The organism is Segatella paludivivens DSM 17968 = JCM 13650 (assembly GCF_000373185.1).
GTDB lineage: Bacteria > Bacteroidota > Bacteroidia > Bacteroidales > Bacteroidaceae > Prevotella > Prevotella paludivivens.
In genome coordinates, this window is sequence record NZ_KB890647.1 from 1 (window position 1) to 24,993 (window position 24,993).

Annotated in this window: 21 protein-coding genes and 1 pseudogene; 9 read left to right on the top strand and 13 right to left on the bottom strand. The window is 37.8% G+C overall.

Translation table 11 applies throughout. The annotated features are described in order from the left end of the window. Positions 1–166: pseudogene (locus B045_RS15080) on the top strand (IS256 family transposase); the annotation flags it as partial. Between the two features lie 122 nt (positions 167–288). Continuing rightward, positions 289–645 carry a MarR family winged helix-turn-helix transcriptional regulator gene (locus B045_RS0107930; RefSeq protein ID WP_018463742.1) on the top strand — a complete coding sequence of 119 codons (357 nt, stop codon included), beginning with the start codon at positions 289–291 and terminating at the stop codon, positions 643–645. Between the two features lie 902 nt (positions 646–1,547). On the opposite strand, the gene B045_RS0107935 is transcribed toward B045_RS0107930, so the two are convergent. Genes B045_RS0107935 through B045_RS0107945 form a run of 3 tightly spaced genes read right to left on the bottom strand, consistent with a single transcriptional unit; the run spans position 1,548 to position 6,268 of the window. Further along, a complete protein-coding gene (locus B045_RS0107935) occupies positions 1,548–2,996 on the bottom strand; it encodes a glycoside hydrolase family 57 protein (protein WP_018463743.1) in 1,449 nt (482 codons plus the stop codon). A gap of 39 nt (positions 2,997–3,035) precedes the next feature. Then, positions 3,036–4,304 (bottom strand): glycosyltransferase family 4 protein, encoded by a 1,269-nt coding sequence (locus B045_RS0107940; RefSeq protein ID WP_018463744.1) that lies wholly within the window; start codon positions 4,302–4,304, stop codon positions 3,036–3,038. Between the two features lie 17 nt (positions 4,305–4,321). Continuing rightward, a complete protein-coding gene (locus B045_RS0107945) occupies positions 4,322–6,268 on the bottom strand; it encodes a glycogen debranching enzyme N-terminal domain-containing protein (RefSeq protein ID WP_205619112.1) in 1,947 nt (648 codons plus the stop codon). 250 nt (positions 6,269–6,518) lie between these two features. Between B045_RS0107945 and B045_RS0107950 the strand changes: the two genes are divergently transcribed. Continuing rightward, complete coding sequence (locus B045_RS0107950; RefSeq protein ID WP_018463746.1) at positions 6,519–7,223, top strand: Crp/Fnr family transcriptional regulator; 705 nt, start codon at positions 6,519–6,521, stop codon at positions 7,221–7,223. Positions 7,224–7,232: 9 nt separating this feature from the next. Here B045_RS0107950 and B045_RS0107955 read toward each other — a convergent pair whose 3' ends face one another. From B045_RS0107955 to gap, 3 genes are all read right to left on the bottom strand, one after another. Next, positions 7,233–8,168 (bottom strand): diacylglycerol/lipid kinase family protein, encoded by a 936-nt coding sequence (locus B045_RS0107955; RefSeq protein WP_018463747.1) that lies wholly within the window; start codon positions 8,166–8,168, stop codon positions 7,233–7,235. After that, a complete protein-coding gene (gene miaA, locus B045_RS0107960) occupies positions 8,165–9,091 on the bottom strand; it encodes a tRNA (adenosine(37)-N6)-dimethylallyltransferase MiaA (RefSeq protein ID WP_018463748.1) in 927 nt (308 codons plus the stop codon). The genes B045_RS0107955 and miaA overlap by 4 nt, the downstream gene beginning before the upstream one ends. Before the next feature lie 79 nt (positions 9,092–9,170). After that, on the bottom strand, positions 9,171–10,190 hold the full coding sequence (gene gap, locus B045_RS0107965) for a type I glyceraldehyde-3-phosphate dehydrogenase (RefSeq protein WP_018463749.1): 1,020 nt from the start codon (positions 10,188–10,190) through the stop codon (positions 9,171–9,173). Between the two features lie 302 nt (positions 10,191–10,492). Between gap and mscL the strand changes: the two genes are divergently transcribed. Together mscL and B045_RS0107975 are read left to right on the top strand one after the other, a co-directional pair. Further along, entirely contained in the window at positions 10,493–10,924 is a 432-nt protein-coding gene (gene mscL, locus B045_RS0107970) for a large-conductance mechanosensitive channel protein MscL (RefSeq protein WP_018463750.1), read from the top strand. A gap of 40 nt (positions 10,925–10,964) precedes the next feature. Continuing rightward, positions 10,965–11,618 (top strand): outer membrane beta-barrel protein, encoded by a 654-nt coding sequence (locus tag B045_RS0107975; RefSeq protein ID WP_081618613.1) that lies wholly within the window; start codon positions 10,965–10,967, stop codon positions 11,616–11,618. 68 nt (positions 11,619–11,686) lie between these two features. Here the strand turns inward: B045_RS0107975 and guaA are convergent, their stop codons facing one another. From guaA to B045_RS0108005, 6 genes are all read right to left on the bottom strand, one after another. Beyond that, positions 11,687–13,231: a glutamine-hydrolyzing GMP synthase gene (guaA, locus tag B045_RS0107980; RefSeq protein WP_018463752.1), complete on the bottom strand. Its 1,545-nt coding sequence runs from the start codon at positions 13,229–13,231 to the stop codon at positions 11,687–11,689. A gap of 30 nt (positions 13,232–13,261) precedes the next feature. Continuing rightward, a complete protein-coding gene (locus B045_RS0107985; protein ID WP_018463753.1) occupies positions 13,262–14,056 on the bottom strand; it encodes a sugar phosphate nucleotidyltransferase in 795 nt (264 codons plus the stop codon). Positions 14,057–14,359: 303 nt separating this feature from the next. Beyond that, entirely contained in the window at positions 14,360–15,901 is a 1,542-nt protein-coding gene (locus B045_RS0107990; protein WP_018463754.1) for a RapZ C-terminal domain-containing protein, read from the bottom strand. 39 nt (positions 15,902–15,940) lie between these two features. Then, positions 15,941–16,114 (bottom strand): hypothetical protein, encoded by a 174-nt coding sequence (locus B045_RS15440; RefSeq protein ID WP_018463755.1) that lies wholly within the window; start codon positions 16,112–16,114, stop codon positions 15,941–15,943. A gap of 276 nt (positions 16,115–16,390) precedes the next feature. Beyond that, positions 16,391–18,019, bottom strand: a complete 1,629-nt coding sequence (groL, locus tag B045_RS0108000) for a chaperonin GroEL (protein WP_018463756.1) — start codon at positions 18,017–18,019, stop codon at positions 16,391–16,393. 30 nt (positions 18,020–18,049) lie between these two features. Further along, entirely contained in the window at positions 18,050–18,322 is a 273-nt protein-coding gene (locus B045_RS0108005) for a co-chaperone GroES (RefSeq protein WP_018463757.1), read from the bottom strand. Positions 18,323–18,491: 169 nt separating this feature from the next. On the opposite strand from B045_RS0108005, the gene B045_RS0108010 reads away from it, so the two are divergent. Further along, complete coding sequence (locus B045_RS0108010; RefSeq protein WP_018463758.1) at positions 18,492–19,823, top strand: threonine/serine exporter family protein; 1,332 nt, start codon at positions 18,492–18,494, stop codon at positions 19,821–19,823. On the opposite strand, the gene axeA1 is transcribed toward B045_RS0108010, so the two are convergent. Continuing rightward, a complete protein-coding gene (gene axeA1, locus B045_RS0108015) occupies positions 19,774–21,207 on the bottom strand; it encodes an acetylxylan esterase AxeA1 (RefSeq protein WP_018463759.1) in 1,434 nt (477 codons plus the stop codon). The genes B045_RS0108010 and axeA1 overlap by 50 nt on opposite strands. A gap of 118 nt (positions 21,208–21,325) precedes the next feature. Between axeA1 and sppA the strand changes: the two genes are divergently transcribed. Genes sppA through B045_RS0108030 form a run of 3 tightly spaced genes read left to right on the top strand, consistent with a single transcriptional unit; the run spans position 21,326 to position 24,967 of the window. Beyond that, positions 21,326–23,092, top strand: a complete 1,767-nt coding sequence (gene sppA, locus B045_RS0108020; RefSeq protein ID WP_025884167.1) for a signal peptide peptidase SppA — start codon at positions 21,326–21,328, stop codon at positions 23,090–23,092. A 5-nt stretch (positions 23,093–23,097) separates the two neighbouring features. Further along, entirely contained in the window at positions 23,098–24,276 is a 1,179-nt protein-coding gene (gene lpxK / locus B045_RS0108025; protein ID WP_018463761.1) for a tetraacyldisaccharide 4'-kinase, read from the top strand. Next, positions 24,158–24,967: a purine-nucleoside phosphorylase gene (locus B045_RS0108030; protein WP_081618614.1), complete on the top strand. Its 810-nt coding sequence runs from the start codon at positions 24,158–24,160 to the stop codon at positions 24,965–24,967. Before lpxK ends, B045_RS0108030 begins: the two co-directional genes overlap by 119 nt. Positions 24,968–24,993 lie beyond the last annotated feature (26 nt).

Genomic DNA, 24,993 nt, shown 5'->3' on the forward strand with positions numbered 1-24,993 from the left:
GATTACAAAGACCAAAGGTGTGTTTCCTAGTGATGCAGCATTGGAGAAATTAGTGTATCTGGCATACCGAAATATAAAGAAGAAATGGATAAGACCATTGGTAAATTGGGGACAGAGTGCGCAACAACTAGCTATAAAATTTGGTGATAGGTTTCAGATTATGTAACTTTGCTGCCGTGATTTTCTCCTCATCTGTGAAATGCGATTAAAAATCGCATCCCCCATCTGAGGTTAAGGACTAAAGAAATCAGATACTATGACACAGTTCAGTTGACGTACCCAAACAAGATGGAAACATTATGTAAAATAAGAGAAATAAATAGAGCCGTAGCAGCATTTGAAGCTGAGATGGAAAAAACATATAACTTATGTCTCAATGAAGGCATGTTATTATGTTGTCTATCAAAAACCTCGAAACTTTCATCTGGTGAAATCGCCGACTCTCTTGGATTGACAACATCTAACACATCCAAAGTTATTAAGTCTGTAGAAAATAAAGGCATGATCAAACGTGTTATTGGAAATACAGACAAGCGACAAATGTATTTTTCATTGACACCTAAGGGCAAAAAGGCTCTATCAGTAATTAATTGTGAGAACATTAAGTTACCTGATTTACTCAAAGATATTTTAAATAAAGAATAGAAGATAAATCATACAAATAATGAAAGTCAGACAGAGTTATTATATCTGTCTGACTTTTTTTTGTTGTTAACAGATCTAAGGCATAGGCTATCAAATAAAAGTCTATGTATCCATTTAGTGATATGGCCCTTATCACTCGCTATTGCTTCGTAAACTGCAGAGTGATAAGGCCCTTATTACTATCTTGTATTTCGAAAATAAAAATACAGAGTTCGTTATGTTTATGTGCTTTATTACTTTTTTATAAAGCTTCATATACAATACCATTCTACTATTGTACTTACTCTTATTTCTGTTTCTATTATCAAACGTATCTATTCCTACGACATAAAGTTTCCATCGTATCGATCAAACGTTTTTAATTTATTGGAGAAATGTTTTAGAAATACTTATAAGCATATAATTTTTACTTTATTATATTTTAGGCCATTTGCATTATATGATATGGCTCTTATGAAATAATAGATTTTTTGGTCAAAAAAGGTGGATGACAGTGGAGGTACACCTCCACGGGTTAACAAACTATTATATAATAATTTACATATAAAGTGGAGTTTTTTTGTTGTTATAAACATTTTAGTATTTTTATTTTTTTGAGTTTCAATTACTAGTGGGAACGTAATAAAAAATCATAACAACAAAATTTCAAAATTCTAATGTGCTGTGAACTTTAATATATATTGCTTTTTCTTTTAGCTGATAATAAGGGAATCATGACTGACACAAGATATATAAATAGGTGGCGGTGATACAACCCTTACTAAACTATAAATAAAAAAGGGAAGTCAGTTTTTACTGACTTCCCATCTCAAAATAATTATCACTATAAAATAATAAGCTCATATTGGGAATAAGCCCAACTGAGCTACGACGAAATCATCACATCAGAGTAATTATATATATTACTCTTTAGAAGAATTCGTAACAGGCTCCTTCCCGACTTTCTTCGTTGCAGATTTCTTTGCCGCAGACTTCTTGGTAGTATCTTTCTTTGGAGTACCTTTTTTTGTAGTACACTTCCCTTCTACCTGTTCACGGAACTTATCGCCTTCAGTCTCAATCTTTTCAATCTTAGCCTGAAGACGAGAAATCTCCTTATCCTTCATCTCAATTTCATCACCTTGATTCTTGATCGTTGTGAGCAAGCCTTCAAGTTCGTCATTATCAATGTCGGTAGAATAGAGATTGTTGACACGATTGATGAAATCACCAAGGATATTCATATAGTTTGTGAAGGCATCAAAAGGACTGCTATAGATGCCACGATCAACACCAACAACAGCAGGCTTCGTCGTCATAAAGCGGAAGTTGTTGCTAGCCTGCAAATAATCCCAATCCTGATTTATACGAGGATCGTTAGCTATACGTACACGATCGGCAACACTATACAACTTATTGAAAGCCTCACGCTGCATAGGATTACCTAGCCATGAACTAACATCACGCTCTTCATCAGTCCAACTAAGCGTGTCTGGTACATTAAGCGAATCGACAGCCTTTACATTTTCACAAATCTCTGTCGGCGTAGAGAATGTTATATTTTTAGCTTTAGCACAAGCAGGCAAAGCCTTAAAGAATTCAAGGATATTGCTAGACAAAGGCTGAGCTATACCAAGAGCAGAAAGTTCCATAAATATGTTTACTACCTGTTCCTCTTGAGGTAACCCTGCAATACGATTGATATAAGTATCAGCAAACAATGGATAGCCACTCCAGTCCTTATTGCTGAAACGAAGTGAAATGTCATCGCTGAAATTTATATCACGCAACAGAAGTTTCAAGTTTGGAGCCAACTCACTAGTATATAAATAATGTGGAGACTTCCAACCTAATACATGCTTTGCGCCCTCAGTGAGCATACCTTTGAATCCCATCTGAGAAACCTTCAGTCCGATATCATCACTATAAATAAGCGACGAGTTACGCAGCACCTTTGGATACTGTCCAAAATACTCATTCATCTTTGCGCACTGTCGCTTCACCTCCTCGGCAAATCCATCCTCGTTTACAAGTGAAGACAGACCATGTGAATAAGGTTCGGCAATAAATTCAACGCAGCCAGTATTATTGAGTTCCTGTAACTTTTCCAAGACTTGTGGAGCATGCATCTCTAACTGTTCTACGCCTACACCACTAAGAGAGAAAGCTACCTTGAAATAATCGCCATTAGCCTTGATCATATCAAGCAACGCATTGAGCGCAGGCATATATGAACGCTCTGTAATCTCTGTAATGGTTCTTTCATTCTCGTAATCATCATAATAATAATGATCAGTACCGATATCAAAGAAACGATATCTTTTCAGATGTAGAATCTGATGTATTTCGAAATATAAACAAATTGTCTTCATGCTATATATACTTTTACTGTTTAACTTTATTTTGTTTATCTAGCGCCACCCCAAAGTGCGTTCATAGAGTTCACGTATCCATAAGCCTACCTTTTCCCAAGTAATCTGATCAACTTCATTCTTTCCTTGGACAGAAAGATAATCAAATAGACTCTCGTTGTGGCAGATGCTATAAATGGCATCAGCAAGCGAATTGATGTCCCAGTAGTCTACCTTTATACAGTTGGTAAGAATTTCGGCACATCCACTCTGTTTTGATATGATGGTAGGTGTTCCGCATTGCATAGCTTCAAGCGGAGATATACCAAAAGGCTCACTCACAGAAGGCATTACATAAACATCAGAATCCTTAAGACATTCATATACCTGTTTTCCACGCATAAAGCCAGGGAAGTGGAAACGATCTGCAATTCCTCTTTCTGCTGCAAGATAAATCATCTGATCCATCATGTCACCCGAACCAGCCATACAGAAACGTACATTGCGAGTGCGATGAAGAACCATATTTGCAGCCTCAACAAAATACTCTGGTCCTTTCTGCATTGTAAGTCGTCCCAGGAAAGTTACAACTTTCTCCTTACCCTTATGATCTGGGCGTGGAATATCCTGCAATTCTTTCTCTAACGGATACACCGCATTATGAACCGTGAACACTTTACGTGGGTCCTGATGATATTGATTTATAACTGTCTGGCGTGTGAGTTCGCTCACACACATGATGCAATCGGCATTATCCATACCGTTTTTTTCTATCCCATACACTGTAGGATTAACGTGTCCACGGCTACGATCAAAGTCTGTTGCGTGAACATGTATGCACAATGGTTTGCCACTAGCATATTTAGCATGTATACCAGCAGGATAAGTAAGCCAATCGTGAGCGTGAATGATATCAAAATCCATTGTCCTAGCCACGACTCCGGCAATTACAGAATAATTGTTTATCTCGTCATGAAGGTTAGCAGGATATCCACCAGCGAAATCCATAGCACCCAAATTATTGACACCCATATAATTGAAGTCGCCATAGATATGATCACGAAGTTTATAATAAAGCTCCGGTGACATTATGTTACCGATTTTATTCTTTACGTAGTCATAATCAACATCACGCCAAGCAATCGGCACGCAGTTCATTGCCACAATCTTTGCTGGCGTCTTATCCTCGTCTCCCCAAGGTTTAGGAAGGCATAAAGTTATATCAACATCACCTTGGGCATGTAGTCCCTCGGTAATTCCATAATTAGCTGTTGCCAGTCCACCATATACGTGAGGAGGATATTCCCATCCGAACATTAATACTTTCATATTGTATCTCCTCCTATTTATTTAAAGTTATACTTTTCAAGAAGCTCGAGAGTACGAAGTATCTCTGCCACATTCATTGCGAATGATATAGCCCCTCGACCATTGAAAGGTGGATTGCCATCAAAGAGTTCAGGAATAGTACCTATACAGTGATTAAGCATTTCATCTTCATATCCTACCATCTGTCGCTCAATGAAGCTCAGTCTAGTACGTTTATAGAGTTTAAGGCAGGCTTCCATATAGAAACCTCCAAGCCAAGGCCACGCTGTGCCTTGATGATAAGCATAATCGCGTTGTGGCTGCGGACCTACATACATAGGATTATATCCTCCACTCTTTGGAGACAGCGAACGCAATCCCTTAGGAGTAAGAAGTTCACGTGTACAGACATCCAACACGCTCTTTTTCTGGTCCTGCTCTAAAGGAGAATAATCCAAGGCAACAGCGAAAATCATATTTGGTCTTACACTCCAGTCCTTGTCATTTCCACCTACATAATCAAACAGATAACCATATTCATTCATGAACATATCAAGGAAAGACTTGCGGCATTTTTCAGCCATTTTTTCCAAGTGTTCGGCTTCCTTATTCTTTTTAGCAAGAATGGCTATTGATGCGCAAAACTTTAGTGCATTATACCATAAAGCATTAAACTCAACAATATATCCAGTACGAGGCACAACAGGTTTGCCATTCACAGTAGAGTTCATCCAAGTTACGGCCTTATCAGTACCATTGGTATAGACAAGAGCATTATCCATAATCTTAAGATTAGGATGATTACCTTTTTCTATAAACGTCATTATACGCTTCATGAAAGGTCCGTACATCTCTAAGCATTTCTGCATACCGGCTTCCTTTGCATACTGTTGCAGACACCATATAGCCCACAACGGTACATCAGGCTGTTCCATTTCATAAATCTTTACCGAAAGCGGTTTACCTTCCATAAACTCATCAAGTCCTTTTTGGGCGGTCTTCATCACAAGTTCATAATAATACTGCTCTTCAATAGAAAGAGTGAGTCCCGGTAAAGAGATAAACATGTCACGAGCACGGCATTTGAACCATGGATAACCTGCAAGAATATACCTGTCATCGTTTTTCTCATGAATATGGAATTGATGAGCGGCATTGACTAAACAATGAAAGAAGTTATCTCTTGGCGTACGTTTATCTACCTCGGTATCAAACAGTTCATTCAAAGTGTCTGTAGAACTTTCAGAAATAGAAGCAGCAAAGACAATGCTTTCGCCTTTCTTTATGTCTAACTCGAAATATCCTGGAACATAAAGATCCTCATCAGAGGCATATCCACGTTCCTGCTCCTTTGGATATTCCACACCACGATACCAATCAGGCTTAAACATGAACTCGTTTTCCTTACTGAACTGCATAAACAATTCCGGATAACCGGGATACATACAAGTCTTTATTCCATTGTCGACAGACTGATAATCTCTGCTAGCAACGGAATTCTCGTGAGTAAACTGTCTTACACTGCGAAAAGCAAGGAACGGACGTATTCTTAATATTGTAGAAGAATGGGCATCAACAAGCGTATAGCGAATCAAAATTCTGTCCTCATAATGCTGAAACACGACTTCCTTTTTCAAGATTACTCCACCTACACGATAAATAGTAGTAGGAACCTTATTGCAATCAAACTCTTTGATATACTTATGTCCCTTTGGACTGTAGTTATTACCTTGATACTTATGAAGTCCCATATTAAATTCAGCGCCATGCTGAACCACCGTAACATCCAGTGATGAAAGCAATACATGATTGTCATCATCCAGTTCAGGAACCGGAACGACAAGCAGACCATGATACTTCCTGGTATTACAGTCGACAATAGTGGAACAAGAGTAAGCTCCAGAGCGGTTGGTGCGAAGCAACTCTCTAGGTAATGACTCTTGGAGATTCGTCATCAGAGCTTTTTCAAATTTTAAATAACTCATAGTTCTCTATTAAGGTTTAAAATATTTTATATTGTGTTTTGCGAGTATTTACCTTTACATTAGATAAACTCTACATGAGTTCAAAGTTAACAAAAAATGTTCAGTCTACAAATTTAGTGTCAAACTTTTTTTGTAAAAACGCTTATTTTTATGTTATACAATATATTTTTAGTCAAAATAAATACTCATTTCTAAGTTTTTTTATTAATTTTGCCAAGGTAATATTTATATTACATCTCTCTAGATATATATGGCTTTTAAAAAGGACAACAACAATTCGGCTATAGTTCGAGCCATTTCCGAGCTATGGCAACCGCTTACAGACGAAGAGATAAATATTCTCTCCGATGATATCTGTGTCCAAAAATTCAAGAGAAACCAACTAATTTACAAAGACTTTGACGGTCCTACAAGAATGATGTGTCTTGTGCAGGGCAAGGTAAAGATATTCAAGGTTGGCATAGGTGGACGCAATCAGATTTTAAGAATCATAAAACCAATAGAGTTTTTTGGATTCAGAGCCTATTTTGCAGATGAAGACTACAAAACTGCTGCTATGGCATTTGAGCCTTCTGTTGTTGCATTCTTTTCAATGCCTGTAATAATGAAACTAATGAAGAGCAACTTTAACATTAGTCTGTTCTTCATTAAATACTTATCAAAGCAACTAGGATATAGCGACGATCGTACAGTCAATCTAACCCAAAAACATATACGCGGGCGTCTTGCAGAATCACTTATCTTCCTCAAAGAAAGTTATGGTATTGAGGAAGACGGATATACATTAAGCATATACTTAAGTCGTGAAGATTTGGCAAATCTGTCAAACATGACTACAAGCAACGCTATCCGCACACTTTCGGCTTTCGCCAACGAAAAACTTATCGCTATTGATGGTAGAAAAATCAAACTCATTAACAGCGACGAGATATTAAGAATAAGCCAAATGGGATAATCTATACGATTATTCCGGAATAAGAAAGTTTATCACTTCCTGCTCTACATTAATTTTGAATGGACCAACAGGTGTATTCATCAATCGTCCGTCAACACCCACCATAGCTCTTTGAACGTCAAAGACTTCAATCTCTCGTGTTCGATATGGATGCACGCTCTTGTGATTAAGGAACTTACCACGCAAGAATAAATATAATCCTTCCAATATCTGGGTCAACTCTGAATGATAGACTACTGATACATCAAGCATACCGTTATAAGGAACTGCATTAGGAGTCTGACCATAACCTGTAGAATTACCCACACAGACTGTCATCATCTTACGTTGCAATTCATCAGTGTTTATCTTCATGTGCATTTTGTATTCCAAACGCTGGAATATCATCATGGCAAAAGAAAACATGAAAGACACAGTACGTGATCCAAAGAAATGACGAGTCTTACGACGCAAGTTCATAATGGCAGCAATAAGTCCTATGTTAATACAATTCAGAAAATAGCGATGACATGCTTCACCACTTTTATTATAATATCGAATGCACCCAAGATCAATCTTGCGCACACGATGTTGCTTAATCCATTTTATTGACTGATCATACTCACTTTCAGAGAATCCCCAGAAATGAGCAAAGTCATTCATCAAACCATTTGGGATAACGCCCAGTGAAATCTGATCGCGCACATCTTTCTCTACATCCATCAAACAATTCACGGAATCATTCAGAGCAGAGTCACCACCAACAATAACGATAGTTTTATAACCATTATTGATCATCATCTTCACAAGACGCTCGACACTCTTTGAGTTCTCACTCTGCACGAAATCATAATCAACATTATTGTCGTGCAATGCCTTCTCTATCTTTTCCCATCGCTTAGATGGATTTGAAAGCCCTTCATGCTTTGGGCAATAAAGCACTCCCCAACGGTTTTCTGTCATCATAAATTCATTATTTTCTTTATCTTATTAATTTTCTCGTCCATAGGCAAAAGGGCATCAATCCAATTAATGCCAAATCCCCTTCGCTCCATACCGCGAAACCATGTCATCTGTCGTTTAGCAAACTGATGAATTGCGATTTCCAAGCCATGCAACATTTCGTCATAACTAGTCTTACCTATTACATATTCTGTGATATACTTATATTCCAAACCATAATAAATAAGGTTTTCAGCAGGGACTCCACTTGCAAGAATACTTTTTATTTCATCAACCATACCTTCATCCAGACGCTTTACAAGTCTGTCTGATATTTTGGCACGACGCACTTCACGGTCTATATTAACACCTATAATCACAGAATCTATAGGCGGACAAGCTCTTTTAGGCATCGGGTTATCAAGATTATAAGTCTCTATCTCTATTGCCCTTATAGCCCTTTGACAAGAATCTACATCCGTCTTATTATGCATTACGCTATGATTTTGATTCTTCAAGTCACTCAACATCAAGGTAAGTTCATCAAGAGACTTACCCGAAAGACTTTTACGTAATTCCTCATTCTGTGGAACAGGTGACAAGCTGTATCCCTTTAATACCGATTCTATATAAAGTCCTGTGCCACCACATAAAATAGGTGTCACTCCCCTACCAGTTATGTCATTATAGGCACACATAAAATCTTCCTGATATCTGAATAAATTATATTTGCTACCAGGTTCACATATATCTATAAGATGGTAAGGAATGTGGCGACCATTCACAACATAGTCATCCAAATCCTTTCCTGTGCCTATATCCATACCTTTATATACCTGTCTGCTATCAGCACTTATAATTTCGGCATCAAGGTCAAAAGCAAGAGCTGCGGCAAGACTTGTCTTTCCACTTGCAGTAGGTCCTAGAATGGTAATCATTTTGTTCATGGTACAAAATTATAAAAAAAAAGCCGTTCAGCAATGCTGAACGGCAGTAATTTTATTTTTGGATAGGATTAACCGAGAATTAACCGTTAACCTTAGCCATGTGCTTGATAAGCTCAACAACCTTGTGGCTATAACCAATCTCGTTGTCATACCAAGATACAACCTTTACGAATGTATCAGTAAGAGCGATACCAGCCTTAGCGTCGAAGATAGATGTCAATGGGCAACCAAGGAAATCAGAAGAAACTACAGCCTCTTCAGTATAACCAAGAACGCCAGCAAGCTCTTTCTCAGAAGCAGCCTTCATTGCAGCACAAATCTCTGCGTATGTAGCAGGCTTAACCAAGTTAACTGTAAGGTCAACAACAGATACATCAAGAGTAGGAACACGCATAGACATACCAGTCAACTTACCGTTAAGCTCAGGGATAACCTTGCCTACAGCCTTAGCAGCACCAGTAGAAGAAGGGATAATGTTGCCAGAAGCAGCACGACCACCACGCCAATCCTTTACAGAAGGACCGTCAACAGTCTTCTGTGTAGCTGTTGTAGAGTGTACAGTTGTCATCAAACCATCAGCGATACCGAACTTATCGTTAAGAACCTTAGCGATAGGAGCAAGACAGTTAGTAGTACAAGAAGCGTTAGAAACGAACTTAGCACCCTTAACATATTTGTCGAAGTTTACACCACAAACAAACATTGGGGTATCATCCTTAGAAGGAGCTGACATAACTACATACTTAGCACCTGCGTCGATGTGACCCTGGCTCTTCTCCTTTGTAAGGAAAAGACCTGTAGACTCAACAACGTATTCAGCACCAACAGCGTCCCACTTCAAGTCAGCTGGGTTGCGCTCTGCAGTTACACGGATAACGTTACCGTTAACGATTAGCTGAGACTTCTCAACATTAGCCTCGATAGTTCCCTGGAACTGACCGTGCATTGTATCGTACTTAAGCATGTAAGCCAAGTAATCAACAGGACAAAGGTCGTTGATACCTACTACTACTACATCTTTTGCGTTTGCCTCTTCAAGAGTTGCACGGAAAACGAAACGGCCAATACGACCGAAACCGTTAATACCAATTTTAATCATTTTACTTTTATATTTTAAAGGGTTAAAAATATATATCCTTAAACTTAATACCTATTTAAGCAAATAGCAGCGAAACTTGTTATTGTCGAAACATCAAAAATATAACACCGCATTGCTTTTTTTCGTATTTCCGAGCGCAAAGATACAAAATTATTTCTATATTTGCACTTCAAAGCTATATTAATTTATATAAAAAAGGCGAGTTCATTAAACCTTATAACAAACTTTGGTTTTGTTGTATCCAAAAGTGACAACTCTATATTACAAAAAAACATTTAGTAATTAATTTAAAAAGTATATTTATGGGTAAATTCATCAGTGAATTTAAAGTGTTTGCCGTAAAAGGCAATGCTGTAGACATGGCTATCGGTATCATCATCGGCGCCGCTTTCGGCAAAATAGTAAGTAGTATTGTAGATGACATCATAATGCCTCCTATTGGTTGGCTAATCAAAGGAGTAAACTTCTCTGACTTAAAATTCAAATTGCCTTCTGTATACATTCCTGGAATGGAAAAGATTCCTTCTGTAACAATAAACTATGGGCATTTTCTACAAGCTCTGCTTAACTTCATCATTGTCGCATTCTGCGTATTTTTGATCGTAAAGACCATAAACAGGATCACTAATAACAATAAAGACAAGAAGCCAGCAGCTCCTTCAAAAGAAGAACAATTGCTATCAGAAATACGTGATCTATTGAAAGAAAAGCAGAATACTGACAAAAATAATTGAAAACTATGACTAACGTTATGAGACTATAACAAACAACCGAATGAAAAAAGTAATTATTGCATTATTGATGATAATGGCAACATCAGACATGAACTCACAGACCAAATTCAGTGTTGAAGCAGGACCACAGTATTCTCCAAATTTTTCATGGCGTATAGGTGGTAATGCGGACATTCCTATATCAAGCAGACTATCTGTTGTGCCAGGATTATATTTATCAAACAGGCATAGAGTGACAAAAGAAAATTACAGTTATGAAGAGGATGGAACACAATATACAAATTCCAAGGAGTCTTTTTTTCATGCAAATTACATCACTTTACCATTACGACTAGGCATAAGGATTGGCAGACTAAATGTTATTAATAGCAAATGGCAAATTCTTGTAGGCCCTTATATCGCTTACGGAACTAACGGAAATGGAACTATGACAGAAATAGAGAATGGCATTAGGCGTCAGACAAAGTATAGTCCGTTTGAAAATAACGGTATGTCTACAAGCCGTTGGGATTACGGATTTGATTCAGAATTACAATACACTTACAAAAACAAGATCAAACTTGGAGCTTTTGTGGAAAGCGGTTTCAAGAAATTGTATCAGTCTGACAACGATTTTGGAAAGGTCCTTGATGAACTTTTTAAAATAAATACGGTTAATATCTCTGCCGGAATTATTGTAGGATATCAATTCTAATAAAACATATAAATAAACAAAATGACCTCAACCAAAGAATTGAGGTCATTTTTATTTATAACGGAATTTTATTCCCATTCTATTGTAGATGGTGGTTTTGAAGAGATGTCATAGCATACTCTGTTCACACCCTTGACTTTATTAATTATCTCATTTGACACTTTAGCCATGAAATCATAAGGAAGGTGAGCCCAATCTGCTGTCATTGCATCCATACTAGTAACTGCACGCAATGCTACAGGATGCTCGTATGTTCGCTCATCACCCATAACTCCTACGCTACGGATAGTAGAGAGAAGAACTGTTCCTGCCTGCCAAACTTTATTATATAAAGAGTCTCCGTCTTCACATACATAGTTGTGCATTTCCTCAATATATATATCATCAGCATCCTGAAGAATACGCACTTTCTCACGCGTAATATCACCGAGGATACGAACTGCAAGTCCAGGTCCAGGGAAAGGATGACGATTGATTAAGCGCTCTGGCATCTGCAACTGGCGACCAACTCTACGAACTTCATCCTTAAACAACCATTGCAATGGCTCACAAAGTTGAAGTTTCATTTCTTTAGGAAGTCCGCCTACATTATGATGACTCTTGATAACCATACCAGTAATGCTTAGACTCTCTATACGGTCTGGGTATATTGTACCCTGTGCCAACCATTTAGCGTCAACAATTTTTTTAGCTTCAGCATTAAATACCTCAACGAAGTCACGTCCTATAATCTTGCGCTTTGTTTCTGGATCAGAAACGCCTTCAAGATCTTTAAAGAACTTCTCGCTCGCATCAACACCAATTACATTCAAACCAAGTCCACTATATGCTTCCATAACCTTAGCAAACTCGTTCTTACGAAGCATACCATGATCAACGAATATACAAGTAAGGTTTTTGCCTATAGCCTTATTGAGCAATGTAGCGCAAACAGAAGAGTCTACACCGCCTGAAAGACCAAGAATAACACGATCATTGCCTAATTGTGCTTTCAGTTCCTCAACAGTACTTTCAACAAATGAAGCTGGACTCCATTCCTGCTTACTCTTACAAATATCAACAACGAAATTTTTCAGCAACTGTGTGCCCTGAGTAGAATGGAATACTTCCGGATGAAACTGTACACACCATACACGTTTCTCCTCATTAGCAAAAGCTGCATATTTCACGTCGGCTGTAGAACCTGTGATATGAAAGCCTTCAGGAATAGCGGTGATCGTATCACCATGGCTCATCCAAACCTGTGAACCTTTCTTGAAATCCTTGAAAATAGGAGTTTCCAAGTCTATTGTCTCAAGATTTGCACGACCGTACTCACGGGTACCGGTCTGCTCAACCTTTCCACCATTGGCAAATGAGATGAACTGAGCACCATAGCATATACCCAAAACAGGATACTTGCCTATAAATTGGCTCAAATCAGCCGTAAACGCCTCCTTATCATGAACAGAATAAGGACTTCCACTAAGAATTACACCAATGATGTTTGGATCATTCTTTGGGAATTTGTTGTAAGGTAAGATTTCGCAGAAGGTGTCCAATTCACGTACACGACGACCAATAAGTTGTGTTGTCTGTGAACCGAAGTCAAGAATAATAATCTTCTGTTGCATATTAATTGTTTGATTAAATATATAGTTTCTTTATTGATTCAATTCCTCAAGAAAAGTTTCCGCATTATCAATCGTATCGAGTTTTCCGACATCCATCAGTTTCAGGTCATCTTTCACGTATCCCTTAATAGCTATCTTATCGCAGTTTTGCAGATAAAAATCCATGATAGGGAACTTTTCTGGATAATCAGACATGAATGGGAACAGTTGAGGAGAGAAAGAATGTATACCCGAAAAAGCATACATATTATAATTTTCACGAAGCTTATCTACCGTAGAAGATATAACTTCTGCATAAGGACTCTTAATCTCACCGGTTTCGATATTAACCCAACCGACAAGAAGCATGTCATCATTAAACATCAGATACCTCTTTGTCTTTCGCCAGCTAACAAGCAATACTGCCCCAGCCTGACGATGCGGAACTCCACAAGACTTACACATGACACGACGATCTACACTATAAAATTTCTTTAAATCTACATTACTCAAGATGTCTACATTGTGTATGAGTATCTGATCATTTGGATTAAATAAAGGTATGGCTTTCTTTATACCACCACCGGTTTCAAGCAATCCTGAAGTTTCATCACTGATTTTTATATCAAGTCCGAAATTATCATTCTCCTTTAAATAATCTATTATCTGACTTGCAAAATGATGTACATTAATTATTATTGAATTGAATCCGGCATCTTTCAATCGAAAGATTACGCGTTTGAGCAGCGGCTCTCCTCCAACTCTTACCAACGCCTTTGGCATACTATCGGTAAGAGGTTTTAGGCGAGTACCCAATCCTGCTGCGAAAATCATTGCTTGCATCATTTTCTTTTTTAATGCGTGCAAATATAACCATTTTTCACGAGATGACAAAATTTATTGTAGAGTAATTGATTTTATCCCTACCACTACATCATTCGGCAATATGCGTAAGAACTCTATTCTTTTATAAACAGCGTTATGTCTATATACGATAATCAGTATATCCGCCATATTATGTAAGGATATACTGATTATTATCATTTACGCATACAAGAGTTTTTCCTTTTGGAAAATAATTCTGTATACATTGTTTTAAATATGAAAATGTTGAATCAAGAATAATAAATATAGTGAGCAGACTTCTCTTTACTTTTTCTGTAATATCTGCTGTATATTCTGTTCACGATGATTCACATGTACTTCTATTCCAAATTTCTCATGAATATGCTCTGCTAGATGCTGTGCACTATATACAGATCTATGCTGACCACCTGTACAACCAAAAGAAAACATCAAGTTAGTGAATCCACGCTGAATATATCTCATGACATGATGATCAGCGAGTTTATACACTTCATCAAGGAACGTCAATATCTCACCATCATCTTCAAGGAATCGAATAACGGGTTCATCAAGTCCGGTAAGTTTCTTATATGGTTCGTAACGACCTGGATTATGAGTACTACGGCAATCAAACACGTAACCTCCACCGTTTCCAGAAGGATCATCAGGGATTCCCTTTCTAAATGAGAAGCTATTCACATTTACAACCAAAGGTCCTTTATCGTCATAACTTGAGAATGTTGCAGGACCGTCTTGCGAATGTGCCACATAAACGTTACTGTCTGTTATCTTATATCCATCAGCTCTGTTGTGTGCAGGCTCTTCAATATGTGAGAACTGTGGCATTTCAGTAAGTTTCTTCAACATATCCATCATATATGGATAAGGGAATATATTGGGATTAAGCTTTAGAAGTTCACGCAGATTATCCATTGCTGGAGGTATTGAATCCAGAAAATGCTTTTTACGTTCAAAATATCCTCTGAAACCATACGCTCCTAAAACCTGAAGAGTACGAAACAAAACAAACAAGCTCAATCTATCAACGAAATGACGTTCAGAAGGAACCTCTGTGTAATTTTTCAACGAATCATAATATTCATAGACAAGTTTACGACGAAGTTTGAACGAATACTTTGCTGAAGCCTGCCATAAGAAAGAAGCGACATCGTAATAATAAGGCCCCTTTCGTCCTCCTTGAAAGTCAATAAAGTATGGATTATCATTTTCATCTAGCATTATATTGCGCGCCTGAAAATCACGATAAAGAAAACTGTCACAATCTTCAGAAGTCAAATCTTTGGCAAACATTCTAAAATTAGCTTCAAGTTTAAGCTCATGAAAGTCTAGTCCTGTAGCTTTAAGAAAACAATACTTGAAATAGTTTAAATCAAAGAGTACGCCTTCTTTGTCAAATTCAGGTTGTGGATAGCAATTAGCCCAATCCAGTTCGCGTGCGCCTTCAATCTGAATCTTAGGCAATTCCCTAATAGTCTTTACCAACAGTTGCTGTTCTTTCTGATTATATCTTCCGTCAGCTTCTCTTCCGCCATTTATTGCATCAAATAAAGATGAATTTCCCAGATCGGTCTGTAAATAGCGCAACTCATCATTGCTAACAGCCAAAACTTTTGGTACAGGAAGTTTTCTCATTGAGAAATGATTATCCAAATATATAAAAGCATGGTTCTCATCTCTACTCGTACCAACAACGCCGATAATAGTTCCCCCATCCTTATCCACAAAACGATAATACTGTCTGTTGCTTCCAGCTCCAGGAAGCTTTTCTATATTTACAGGTTCTTCTCCTTTATAATCAACATATAATTTCGTTAACTTTTGCATAAGTGATATTTTGTTTATTCATCTACATGTACAAGAACATCAGTCTTTATCTTTGTTCTTGCGTTTTTCCTCCCACTGTCCTAACAAATTGTCTATTAGCAACAATATCATAAATATACCTAAGGACATAAAGAATGACCTTGTTAATATTATAAGCAGAAAGGCAACAAGTGCCATAACAGCCCATCGCTTCCAATTGATATTCATTTTCATTCTGCAAAGATACAAAAAAAAATCGGATGTCATCACGACAACCGATTTTCAAAAACAAACTACTTAAAAACTAATCTACTAAAACAAATCAAAAAAATATCTTTTTCGGATTTAATCCGATACTTTTTTATCTTAACTATTGCAAAGATATAGTTTTTTCCAATACATTCAAAAGGTTTGTGGCTTTTTTTTATAATTATTAGCAAATAAATAAAAAAAAGGAGCGTAATCTTATGATTAGCCCCTTTTTATGTTATATTCAGTTTACAAATTTCATTACATCATTCCACCCATTCCTGACTGTGCTACAGGAGCAGCAGACTTAGGTTCTGGTTTATCTGTAATCAAGCATTCTGTTGTAAGGAATAATCCAGCTATTGAAGCTGCATTTTCAAGTGCAACACGAGCAACCTTAGCAGGATCAATAATACCAGCCTTACGCATATCCTCATACTTATCAGTACGTGCGTTATAACCGAAATCACCCTTGCCTTCAGCTACTTTGTTAACAACAACTGAACCTTCTCCACCTGCATTTGCAACAATCTGACGAAGAGGAGATGTGATAGCACGTTCAACAATGTTAATACCTGTCTGCTCATCAGCGCTGTCACCTTTAAGGTCTTTCAACGCAGTAAGAGCACGGATATATGTTGTACCACCACCGGCAACAACACCTTCCTCCATTGCAGCACGTGTTGCACAAAGAGCATCGTCTACACGATCCTTCTTTTCCTTCATCTCAACCTCAGAGTTAGCACCTACATAGAGTACAGCTACACCACCTGAAAGTTTAGCAAGACGCTCTTGAAGTTTCTCCTTATCATAAGAACTTGTTGTGTTAGCAATTTCATTTTTAATCTGAGCTACACGCTCCTGTATATTTTCTTTTACACCATGACCACTTACGATAGTTGTGTTATCCTTTGTGACGGTAACTTTCTCTGCGCTTCCAAGCATTTCAAGAGTAGCCTGCTCAAGTTTCAAGCCCTTATCCTCACTGATAACTACACCACCTGTAAGAACTGCGATGTCCTCAAGCATTGCTTTGCGACGATCACCAAATCCAGGAGCCTTAACAGCACAAATCTTCAAACCACCACGAAGACGGTTTACAACCAATGTTGTAAGAGCCTCAGAATCTACGTCTTCAGCAATAACCATCAATGGACGTCCACTTTCTGCAGCTGGCTGTAGAATTGGCAAGAAGTCTTTAAGGTTACTGATCTTCTTATCATAAATAAGGATATATGGGTTTTCCATAACACACTCCATCTTGTCTGCGTCTGTTACGAAATATCCAGAAAGATAACCACGATCAAACTGCATACCCTCAACAACGTCGATATGAGTATCACGGCTCTTGCTTTCCTCAATAGTGATAACACCATCTTTAGAAACTTTGCGCATTGCATCAGCAAGAAGCTTACCTATTTCAGGGTCATTGTTTGCTGAAACTGTTGCTACCTGCTCAATCTTATCATAGTTGTCACCTACAAGTTCTGCATTATTCTTAATGAAATCAACAACAGCCTTAACAGCCTTATCGATACCACGCTTCAAATCCATTGGATTAGCGCCTGCAGTTACATTTTTCAAGCCTTCTGCTACAATAGCCTGAGTAAGTATTGTTGCAGTTGTTGTTCCGTCACCTGCATCATCACCAGTCTTGCTGGCTACGCTCTTTACAAGCTGTGCACCAGTATTCTCGAAATGATTTTCAAGTTCAATTTCCTTTGCTACGGTAACACCATCCTTTGTAATCTGAGGAGCACCAAACTTCTTTTCGATTACTACGTTGCGTCCTTTAGGACCTAATGTTACTTTTACGGCATCAGCCAATTGATCTACACCCTGCTTCAAGAGGTCACGTGCCTCTACATCAAACTTAATATCTTTTGCCATGATTATTATAAATTAAAATTACACATTAAATTATTCTGCAAGAACTGCAAGTATATCACTCTGACGCATCATAAGATACTTTTCACCCTGATATTCCAATTCTGTTCCAGCATACTTTCCATAAAGCACGACATCATTCTCTTTTAGAATCATAGGTTCGTCCTTTGTACCATGACCGGCAGCTACGACTTTACCACGTTGTGGCTTTTCTTTAGCTGTATCAGGAATGATGATTCCACCTACTTTTTCTTCAGCTGGTTCAGGAAGTACCAGCACTCTGTCTGATAATGGTTTAATGTTCATAATTCTTATGTTTTTAAATTTTAAACTAATATTTATATGCCAAACTATATGCTAAAAATGTGCCAATTAACATATCTGACAAAATTGGCAGTAAATTATATGTCATATTTGGCAGATTTTTACTAATTTTGCAGCAAATTATAAAATATAACATAGGTATTAAACTTTCATGAGCAATTTTTCACAATCAAGCGAGCCTACTGAAATCAGTAATGAAGCTCACAAATCTCTAAAAGAAACAACGATATTTCTTGCAGAATACGCATCCACTCTGGAAGCCGTAGGAGTTCAGACATCACGTATCCAAGCTAACACGATACGTATCGCTAAGTCTTTTGGATATTGGTGTAACATAATGATGTTCCCTAAAACCATCAGCATTACGTTGCATGACGAAGGGCGAGAGCATTCATACACTTATGTGAAGAAGACTCCGTCTATGGGACTGAACTTCAAAATCAACATGAAGCTATCACATTTATCATGGGAAGCTGTTGATAAAAAACTATCACTTTCTGAATTATGGAAAAAGTTCAATAATGTAATTAGCGAACCACGTGAAAGTCCATGGACAGTATTAATACTTGTTTCATTTGCTAACGCATGTTTCTGTAGACTTTTCGACGGTAATTTTACTTCTATGGCTATCGTCTGGATTGCTACATTTATAGGATTCTTCGTCAGACAACAACTCACTAAACGAAAATGGAATGTTCTCGCAATATTCACCATTTGTTCATTCATCAGTACTTTGATTGGAGCAACAGATATTTTGTTTATTCATGGAGGCACAGAAGACATATCATTAGGTACGTCTATGCTCTACCTTGTTCCGGGAGTTCCCCTTATCAATGGAGTCATGGACATCATTGATCACAATGCACTTAACGGAATAGCGAGAATTACCAATGCCTCACTTCTTATTATATGTATTGCATTGGGACTTTCAATAACGGTAATGGTTTTGGGTATTGATATAACTATAGTTACGAAGGTAGTTCGTCCAAACATACTTTTAGCATCTGTTGCCGACGGTTTGTATGCAGCCATTGCAGGTTTAGGATTTGCAGTAATATCAAATCCACCGCGCAAAGCCCTTGCCTATTCAGCATTCTTAGCATGTGTAGGTCATGGTATAAGATACTTCCTCATGCACTATCCTTCATTGATGCTTGACCAAGTTTCAGCCTCTACAATAGCTGGATTTACAATCGGACTGTTAGCAATTCCTTTCGCTATGCATCTCCACTACCCTGCTGAAGGTTTTGCCTTCCCTGCACTTCTTCCAATGGTTCCTGGTATGTTTGCATATAAATCAATCATAAACACTATCAATATAGTAAGACAATCTACAGAATTCACAATCAAAAATGTTGGTGATTTCTTCCATAACTCTACGCTCACTATATTGGTAATGTTCGGAATGGTTGCAGGATGCGTTATTCCTATTTTTATTTTCCGCAGACAGTCTTTCTCTGTGACTCGCAAGAGAGGGAATTAAATATTATGTCAGCCATTTTGGCTGCACCTTTGGCATTCGGATGTATTCCGTCTGCCTGAACCAGACCTCCATATTGAGAATATTCAGTGTGGAGGTCTATTATTTTACATCTTTTTTTCTTTGCGACCTTCTTTATAATAGGAATAATTCCATTCACAATAACAGAATCATTGATATTCCATGTTCCTTTAAAAGCAGGTATTGGAGTTGCCAAATACACCTGAGGCTTTGCAGGAAGTGATTTCAATGTATCTACCATAGCTTCCAAATCCTTTTGGTAAGTAGAATTAAACTGCCAGTTTTCTGGTTTACTGTCATTTGTACCCAGTTTAACAATCACAATATTTGGATTGAAAGCCTTAGCATCACGCCAAGCAAGTTCTTTAACATAAGGCAAATTACCCTTCTTCATCAGCGTGCGTGCACTTACTCCATAGTTCTTCACATCATACTTATCACCAAGTTGATCCTGAAGCATAGCAGGGTATCCCTTTTCATCTGCCATGTCTATTCCATAACCATCAGTTATACTGTTTCCGATACATGCCACTCTTATGGCATCCTTTGACGGAGATTTATGATTATCCAACCATGTAGAAAGATCATTTAGCAATTGTTCATGATATGCAAATTCTTTTTTGAATCCGAATCCATGTCCACCTGTAGGGTATATATGCAGCGAACATTTATTACCGTTTCTTCGCATAGCAGCATAATAAGCAAGTCCATTTGTCAATGGTGGAACTCCGCCATCATCATTAGCCAAGAATATCACAGCCTCTGGAGTAAGATGAGTACGTACCTGCATATCAGTTGAGAACTCATTTACAAGTTCTTTATTATTCACACCACTACCCAAGAAATTATCACATGAGCCTACGTGTGATTTACTCTTATCCATCGAGATGACAGGATAGAATAAAATACTGAAATTTGGACGTGCATAGAAATCAGCTTTTGTTGAAATAACTGATGCTAAATGACCACCTGCTGAAGAACCCATAATACCTACATCATAAGGATTTATATTCCAACACGCAGCACTGTCTCTTACAGTTTCCATTGATTTCATTGCATCTGATATCGGGATGTTTCTATCACCCTTTGGCATTCTATATTTCAACACAAAAAAAGCGATTCCTTTGCGATTAAAGAAATCAGCCCAGTTATTTCCCTCGTTATCTATTGCAAGATGAGTGTACCCACCACCAGGCAAACAAACGACCGCCCTACCAGATGGTTTAGTCGGAAGATAAGCGGCAAGTGTAGACTCGCCATCTTCAGATATTTTCAACACAAAATTACGAGTCGTGTTTTGAGCATTACAACACACAAAATACAACAATAATGACAATGTAAATAGTATTTTTTTGTTTGTTTCCATAGCGCAAAGATAATGATTTTTATTAAAATAAACACAACTAATCGTAATTTATAAATTAATTTATTTATCTTTGCACATAGTATATATAATAACTAATTTAAACTGGAAAATAAAACATATGAAAGATTTCTTTAAAAACGTCTTTGCCACTATGCTAGGCATATTTCTCTTTGGAGTTGTAATGTCTTTCTTTGGGATATTATGTATTATTGGTATCGGCGTTGCTTCTACTGCCACGAATGACATTAAAGACAAATCAGTATTGGTAATAAAACTTGACGGTCAGATGACAGAACAGTCTGAAGACAAGATAATGAACAATATCAACGGTATATCAGGACTGAGTTTTGAAAACACAGTGAAAGCTATACGTAAGGCTAAAGACGATAAAAATATCAAAGGTATATATATCGAGGCTGGCCAACTAGGTGCTGATTTGGCACAGGCGGAAGAAATACAAAACACGCTACTTGATTTCAAGAAATCTGGAAAATGGATTGTTGCCTACGGAGAGCAATTCAGCACATTGAGTTATTATATATCTTCTGCTGCTGATAAAGTTTATATGAACAAAGAGGGCATGGTAAACTGGATTGGTATCGGTGGCGAAAAAGTTTACTACAAGAATCTTTTGGCTAAATTCGGAATTAAATTTGTCACTACTAAAGTTGGTAAATATAAGAGTGCTGTCGAAACTCTCACCGCTGATAACATGAGCGCTGCTGACCGCGAACAGACAGAAAGATATATCAATGGATGGTGGAGTACTATTCTAAATACAGTTTCAAAAAACAGAAACATAAACAAAGACTCCCTTAATGCTTATGCCGACAGAGCTATTATGCTTGAAGACGCAGAAAACATTGTAAAATACAAGATGGTTGATGGCCTGATGTATAACGATGAGGTGAAATCAAAAATCAAGAAGATGCTGGCTATTGACCAAGACGAGACTGTCAATCAGGTTAGTGTAGATGATATGGCTGGAAGCGATGATATTGCAACAGGCAAACATATTGCGGTATATTATGCTTATGGTGACATCGTTGACGAGGCTTCTCCTCAAAGCGTTTTCAGTAACGGACATCAGATTGTAGGAAAAGATATGTGCAAGGATCTGGAAGACCTTGCAAACGATAATAATGTAGAGGCTGTTGTAATACGTGTCAATTCAGGTGGAGGCTCTGCTTACGCTTCTGAACAGATATGGCATCAGATTGCTGAACTTAAGAAAGTTAAGCCTGTAGTAGTTTCCATGAGTGGTGCTGCTGCATCTGGAGGATATTATATCAGCAGCATTGCAAACTGGATTGTTGCCGACCCTTCAACGATTACTGGTAGCATTGGTATCTTCGGTTTGTTTGGAGATATGAGCGAATTATATACAAAGAAGCTCGGAATAAACTATGCTGAAGTAAAGACCAATCGCAATTCTGTGTTTGGAGCAAATGGTCATCCATTCACATCTGAACAGGTGGGACTATTGCAGAATAATGTAAATCATGGATACATGATCTTTAAGAAAAGAGTTGCTGAAGGAAGACACATGACTTTAGATCAAGTTGAGAATATTGCACAAGGTAGAGTTTGGCTTGGCGAAGATGCTGTAAAGATTAAACTTGTCGACGAGTTGGGCGGACTTGACAAAGCTATCGCGAAAGCTGCCAAACTAGCAAAGGATAATGATTATAAGACATGTTCTTATCCTGCACCAAAAAGTATTTTTGAGCAAATATTAAATACAGAACAAAACGATTATAATAATCTGGACGAACATTTACAGATGTTGCTTGGCGAATATTATGAGCCATTTAAAATCGTTAGTGATTTTGAACACATGGACAAAGTTCAGGCACGCCTGCCATATATCATCAAGATTAAATAATTATTATGAGAACTGAAGGAGATTTTATTCACATATACGATTGGTTATTGCCACTTAGTTGGCTCTATGGAATAGGAGTCGGCTTTCGCAATAAACTATTTGAAATAGGAGTGCTTAAACAACACTCCTATGATATACCGGTTATATCAGTTGGCAACATCACTGTTGGAGGATCTGGTAAGACTCCTCATGTGGAATATTTGATAAGGCTTCTTCAAGATGAAGCTAAAATTGCCGTACTTTCACGAGGCTACAAAAGAAAGACACATGGATATATCTTGGCTGACAAAAACAGTACGATGAGAGATATTGGCGATGAACCTTTTCAGATGAAGAAGAAATTTTCTGGCATAAATGTTGCAGTTGACCATAAAAGAACAAGAGGTATAGAGAATATCATCAATGATCGTAAGGATACTGATGTGATATTGCTTGATGATGCTTTTCAGCACAGATATGTAAAACCTGGTATAAACATTCTTTTAGTAGACTATCATCGACTCATCATCTATGACAAGTTGTTGCCTGCTGGAAGACTGCGTGAACCATTATCAGGAAAGAACCGTGCAGACATCGTTATCATCACGAAGTGCCCAAAAGACTTGAAGCCTATGGAATTCAGAGTCCTGACAAAGTCAATGGACCTTTATCCATATCAAAGTCTGTTCTTCTCTACGATTGACTATGATACGCCGTATCCATTATTCAATAAGGAAGAAAATAAAATCACGAAGCAGCAGTTGAAAGGTAAAAACGTACTGCTTGTTTCAGGAATAGCTTCACCAAAGCAGATAATCATCGACATTCAAAAATATGTCACAAGCATAACTCCTTTGTCTTTTGCCGATCACCATCAGTTTACGTCAAAAGATGCAGAAAGAATAAATCAAGCTTTCGCAAACATCAAGGGAAACAAGATTATTATAACAACGGAAAAAGACGCAACCCGACTTGAAGATATCGAAGGAATTGATGATGAAGTGAAAAGTCATATTTATGTTCTACCTATCAAAGTAAGGTTCATGCTCAACCAAGAAAGTGTTTTTAATGATAAAATCATAGACTATGTACGAAAAAATTCAAGAAACAGCATCCTGGCTAAAGGAAAGGATGACAACAAGTCCAAAGACAGCGATAATTCTGGGAACGGGTCTGGGACAATTAGCTTCAGAAATAACCGATAGTTACGAATTCCCATATAGTGAAATTCCTAATTTCCCTGTTTCTACAGTCGAGGGCCATGCAGGCAAACTGATATTCGGTAAACTTGGTGGCAAAGACATCATGGCTATGGAGGGACGTTTCCATTTCTATGAGGGCTACAACATGAAAGAAGTAACCTTCCCTGAGCGTGTAATGTATGAATTGGGTATCGACACCCTCTTCGTCAGCAACGCATCTGGAGGTATGAATCCTGATTTCAAGATTGGTGACCTCATGGTTATCAACGACCATATCAATTTCTTCCCAGAGCATCCACTTCACGGAAAGAACTTCCCTACTGGTCCACGCTTCCCTGATATGCACGAGGCTTACGACCACACTCTTATTGAACTGGCTAACGAAATTGCAAAGGAGAAAGGTATTCGCCTTATGCATGGCATTTACATGGGAGTTCAGGGACCTACTTTCGAGACTCCTGCTGAATACAGAATGTACCACTTGCTTGGTGCCGATGCAGTAGGTATGAGTACAGTTCCTGAGGTTATCGTTGCACATCACTGTGGCATAAAGGTATTTGGTATCAGTATCATCACAGACCTTGGAGGCTTCGACGTTCCTGTTGAAGTTAGTCATGAGGATGTCCAGAAAGCAGCAAATGCTGCACAGCCAAAGATGACAGAAATCATGCGTGAAATGATTCGTCGCTCATAACACTACTATTATTATATTATTGAATA

What these genes read in the sequence shown, in the direction of transcription:
- B045_RS0107930 (WP_018463742.1), top strand. Translation starts at nt 289, where the DNA reads ATGGAAACATTATGTAAAATAAGAGAAATAAATAGAGCCGTAGCAGCA.
- gap (WP_018463749.1), bottom strand. Translation starts at nt 10,190, where the DNA reads ATGATTAAAATTGGTATTAACGGTTTCGGTCGTATTGGCCGTTTCGTT.
- B045_RS0107945 (WP_205619112.1), bottom strand. Translation starts at nt 6,268, where the DNA reads ATGAGTTATTTAAAATTTGAAAAAGCTCTGATGACGAATCTCCAAGAG.
- lpxK (WP_018463761.1), top strand. Translation starts at nt 23,098, where the DNA reads ATGAGAACTGAAGGAGATTTTATTCACATATACGATTGGTTATTGCCA.
- B045_RS0107985 (WP_018463753.1), bottom strand. Translation starts at nt 14,056, where the DNA reads ATGATGCAAGCAATGATTTTCGCAGCAGGATTGGGTACTCGCCTAAAA.
- B045_RS0107940 (WP_018463744.1), bottom strand. Translation starts at nt 4,304, where the DNA reads ATGAAAGTATTAATGTTCGGATGGGAATATCCTCCTCACGTATATGGT.
- B045_RS0108010 (WP_018463758.1), top strand. Translation starts at nt 18,492, where the DNA reads ATGAGCAATTTTTCACAATCAAGCGAGCCTACTGAAATCAGTAATGAA.
- B045_RS0107955 (WP_018463747.1), bottom strand. Translation starts at nt 8,168, where the DNA reads ATGATGACAGAAAACCGTTGGGGAGTGCTTTATTGCCCAAAGCATGAA.
- B045_RS15440 (WP_018463755.1), bottom strand. Translation starts at nt 16,114, where the DNA reads ATGAAAATGAATATCAATTGGAAGCGATGGGCTGTTATGGCACTTGTT.
- groL (WP_018463756.1), bottom strand. Translation starts at nt 18,019, where the DNA reads ATGGCAAAAGATATTAAGTTTGATGTAGAGGCACGTGACCTCTTGAAG.
- mscL (WP_018463750.1), top strand. Translation starts at nt 10,493, where the DNA reads ATGGGTAAATTCATCAGTGAATTTAAAGTGTTTGCCGTAAAAGGCAAT.
- B045_RS0108005 (WP_018463757.1), bottom strand. Translation starts at nt 18,322, where the DNA reads ATGAACATTAAACCATTATCAGACAGAGTGCTGGTACTTCCTGAACCA.
- B045_RS0108030 (WP_081618614.1), top strand. Translation starts at nt 24,158, where the DNA reads ATGTACGAAAAAATTCAAGAAACAGCATCCTGGCTAAAGGAAAGGATG.
- B045_RS0107935 (WP_018463743.1), bottom strand. Translation starts at nt 2,996, where the DNA reads ATGAAGACAATTTGTTTATATTTCGAAATACATCAGATTCTACATCTG.
- B045_RS0107950 (WP_018463746.1), top strand. Translation starts at nt 6,519, where the DNA reads ATGGCTTTTAAAAAGGACAACAACAATTCGGCTATAGTTCGAGCCATT.
- B045_RS0107975 (WP_081618613.1), top strand. Translation starts at nt 10,965, where the DNA reads ATGAAAAAAGTAATTATTGCATTATTGATGATAATGGCAACATCAGAC.
- miaA (WP_018463748.1), bottom strand. Translation starts at nt 9,091, where the DNA reads ATGAACAAAATGATTACCATTCTAGGACCTACTGCAAGTGGAAAGACA.
- sppA (WP_025884167.1), top strand. Translation starts at nt 21,326, where the DNA reads ATGAAAGATTTCTTTAAAAACGTCTTTGCCACTATGCTAGGCATATTT.
- guaA (WP_018463752.1), bottom strand. Translation starts at nt 13,231, where the DNA reads ATGCAACAGAAGATTATTATTCTTGACTTCGGTTCACAGACAACACAA.
- B045_RS0107990 (WP_018463754.1), bottom strand. Translation starts at nt 15,901, where the DNA reads ATGCAAAAGTTAACGAAATTATATGTTGATTATAAAGGAGAAGAACCT.
- axeA1 (WP_018463759.1), bottom strand. Translation starts at nt 21,207, where the DNA reads ATGGAAACAAACAAAAAAATACTATTTACATTGTCATTATTGTTGTAT.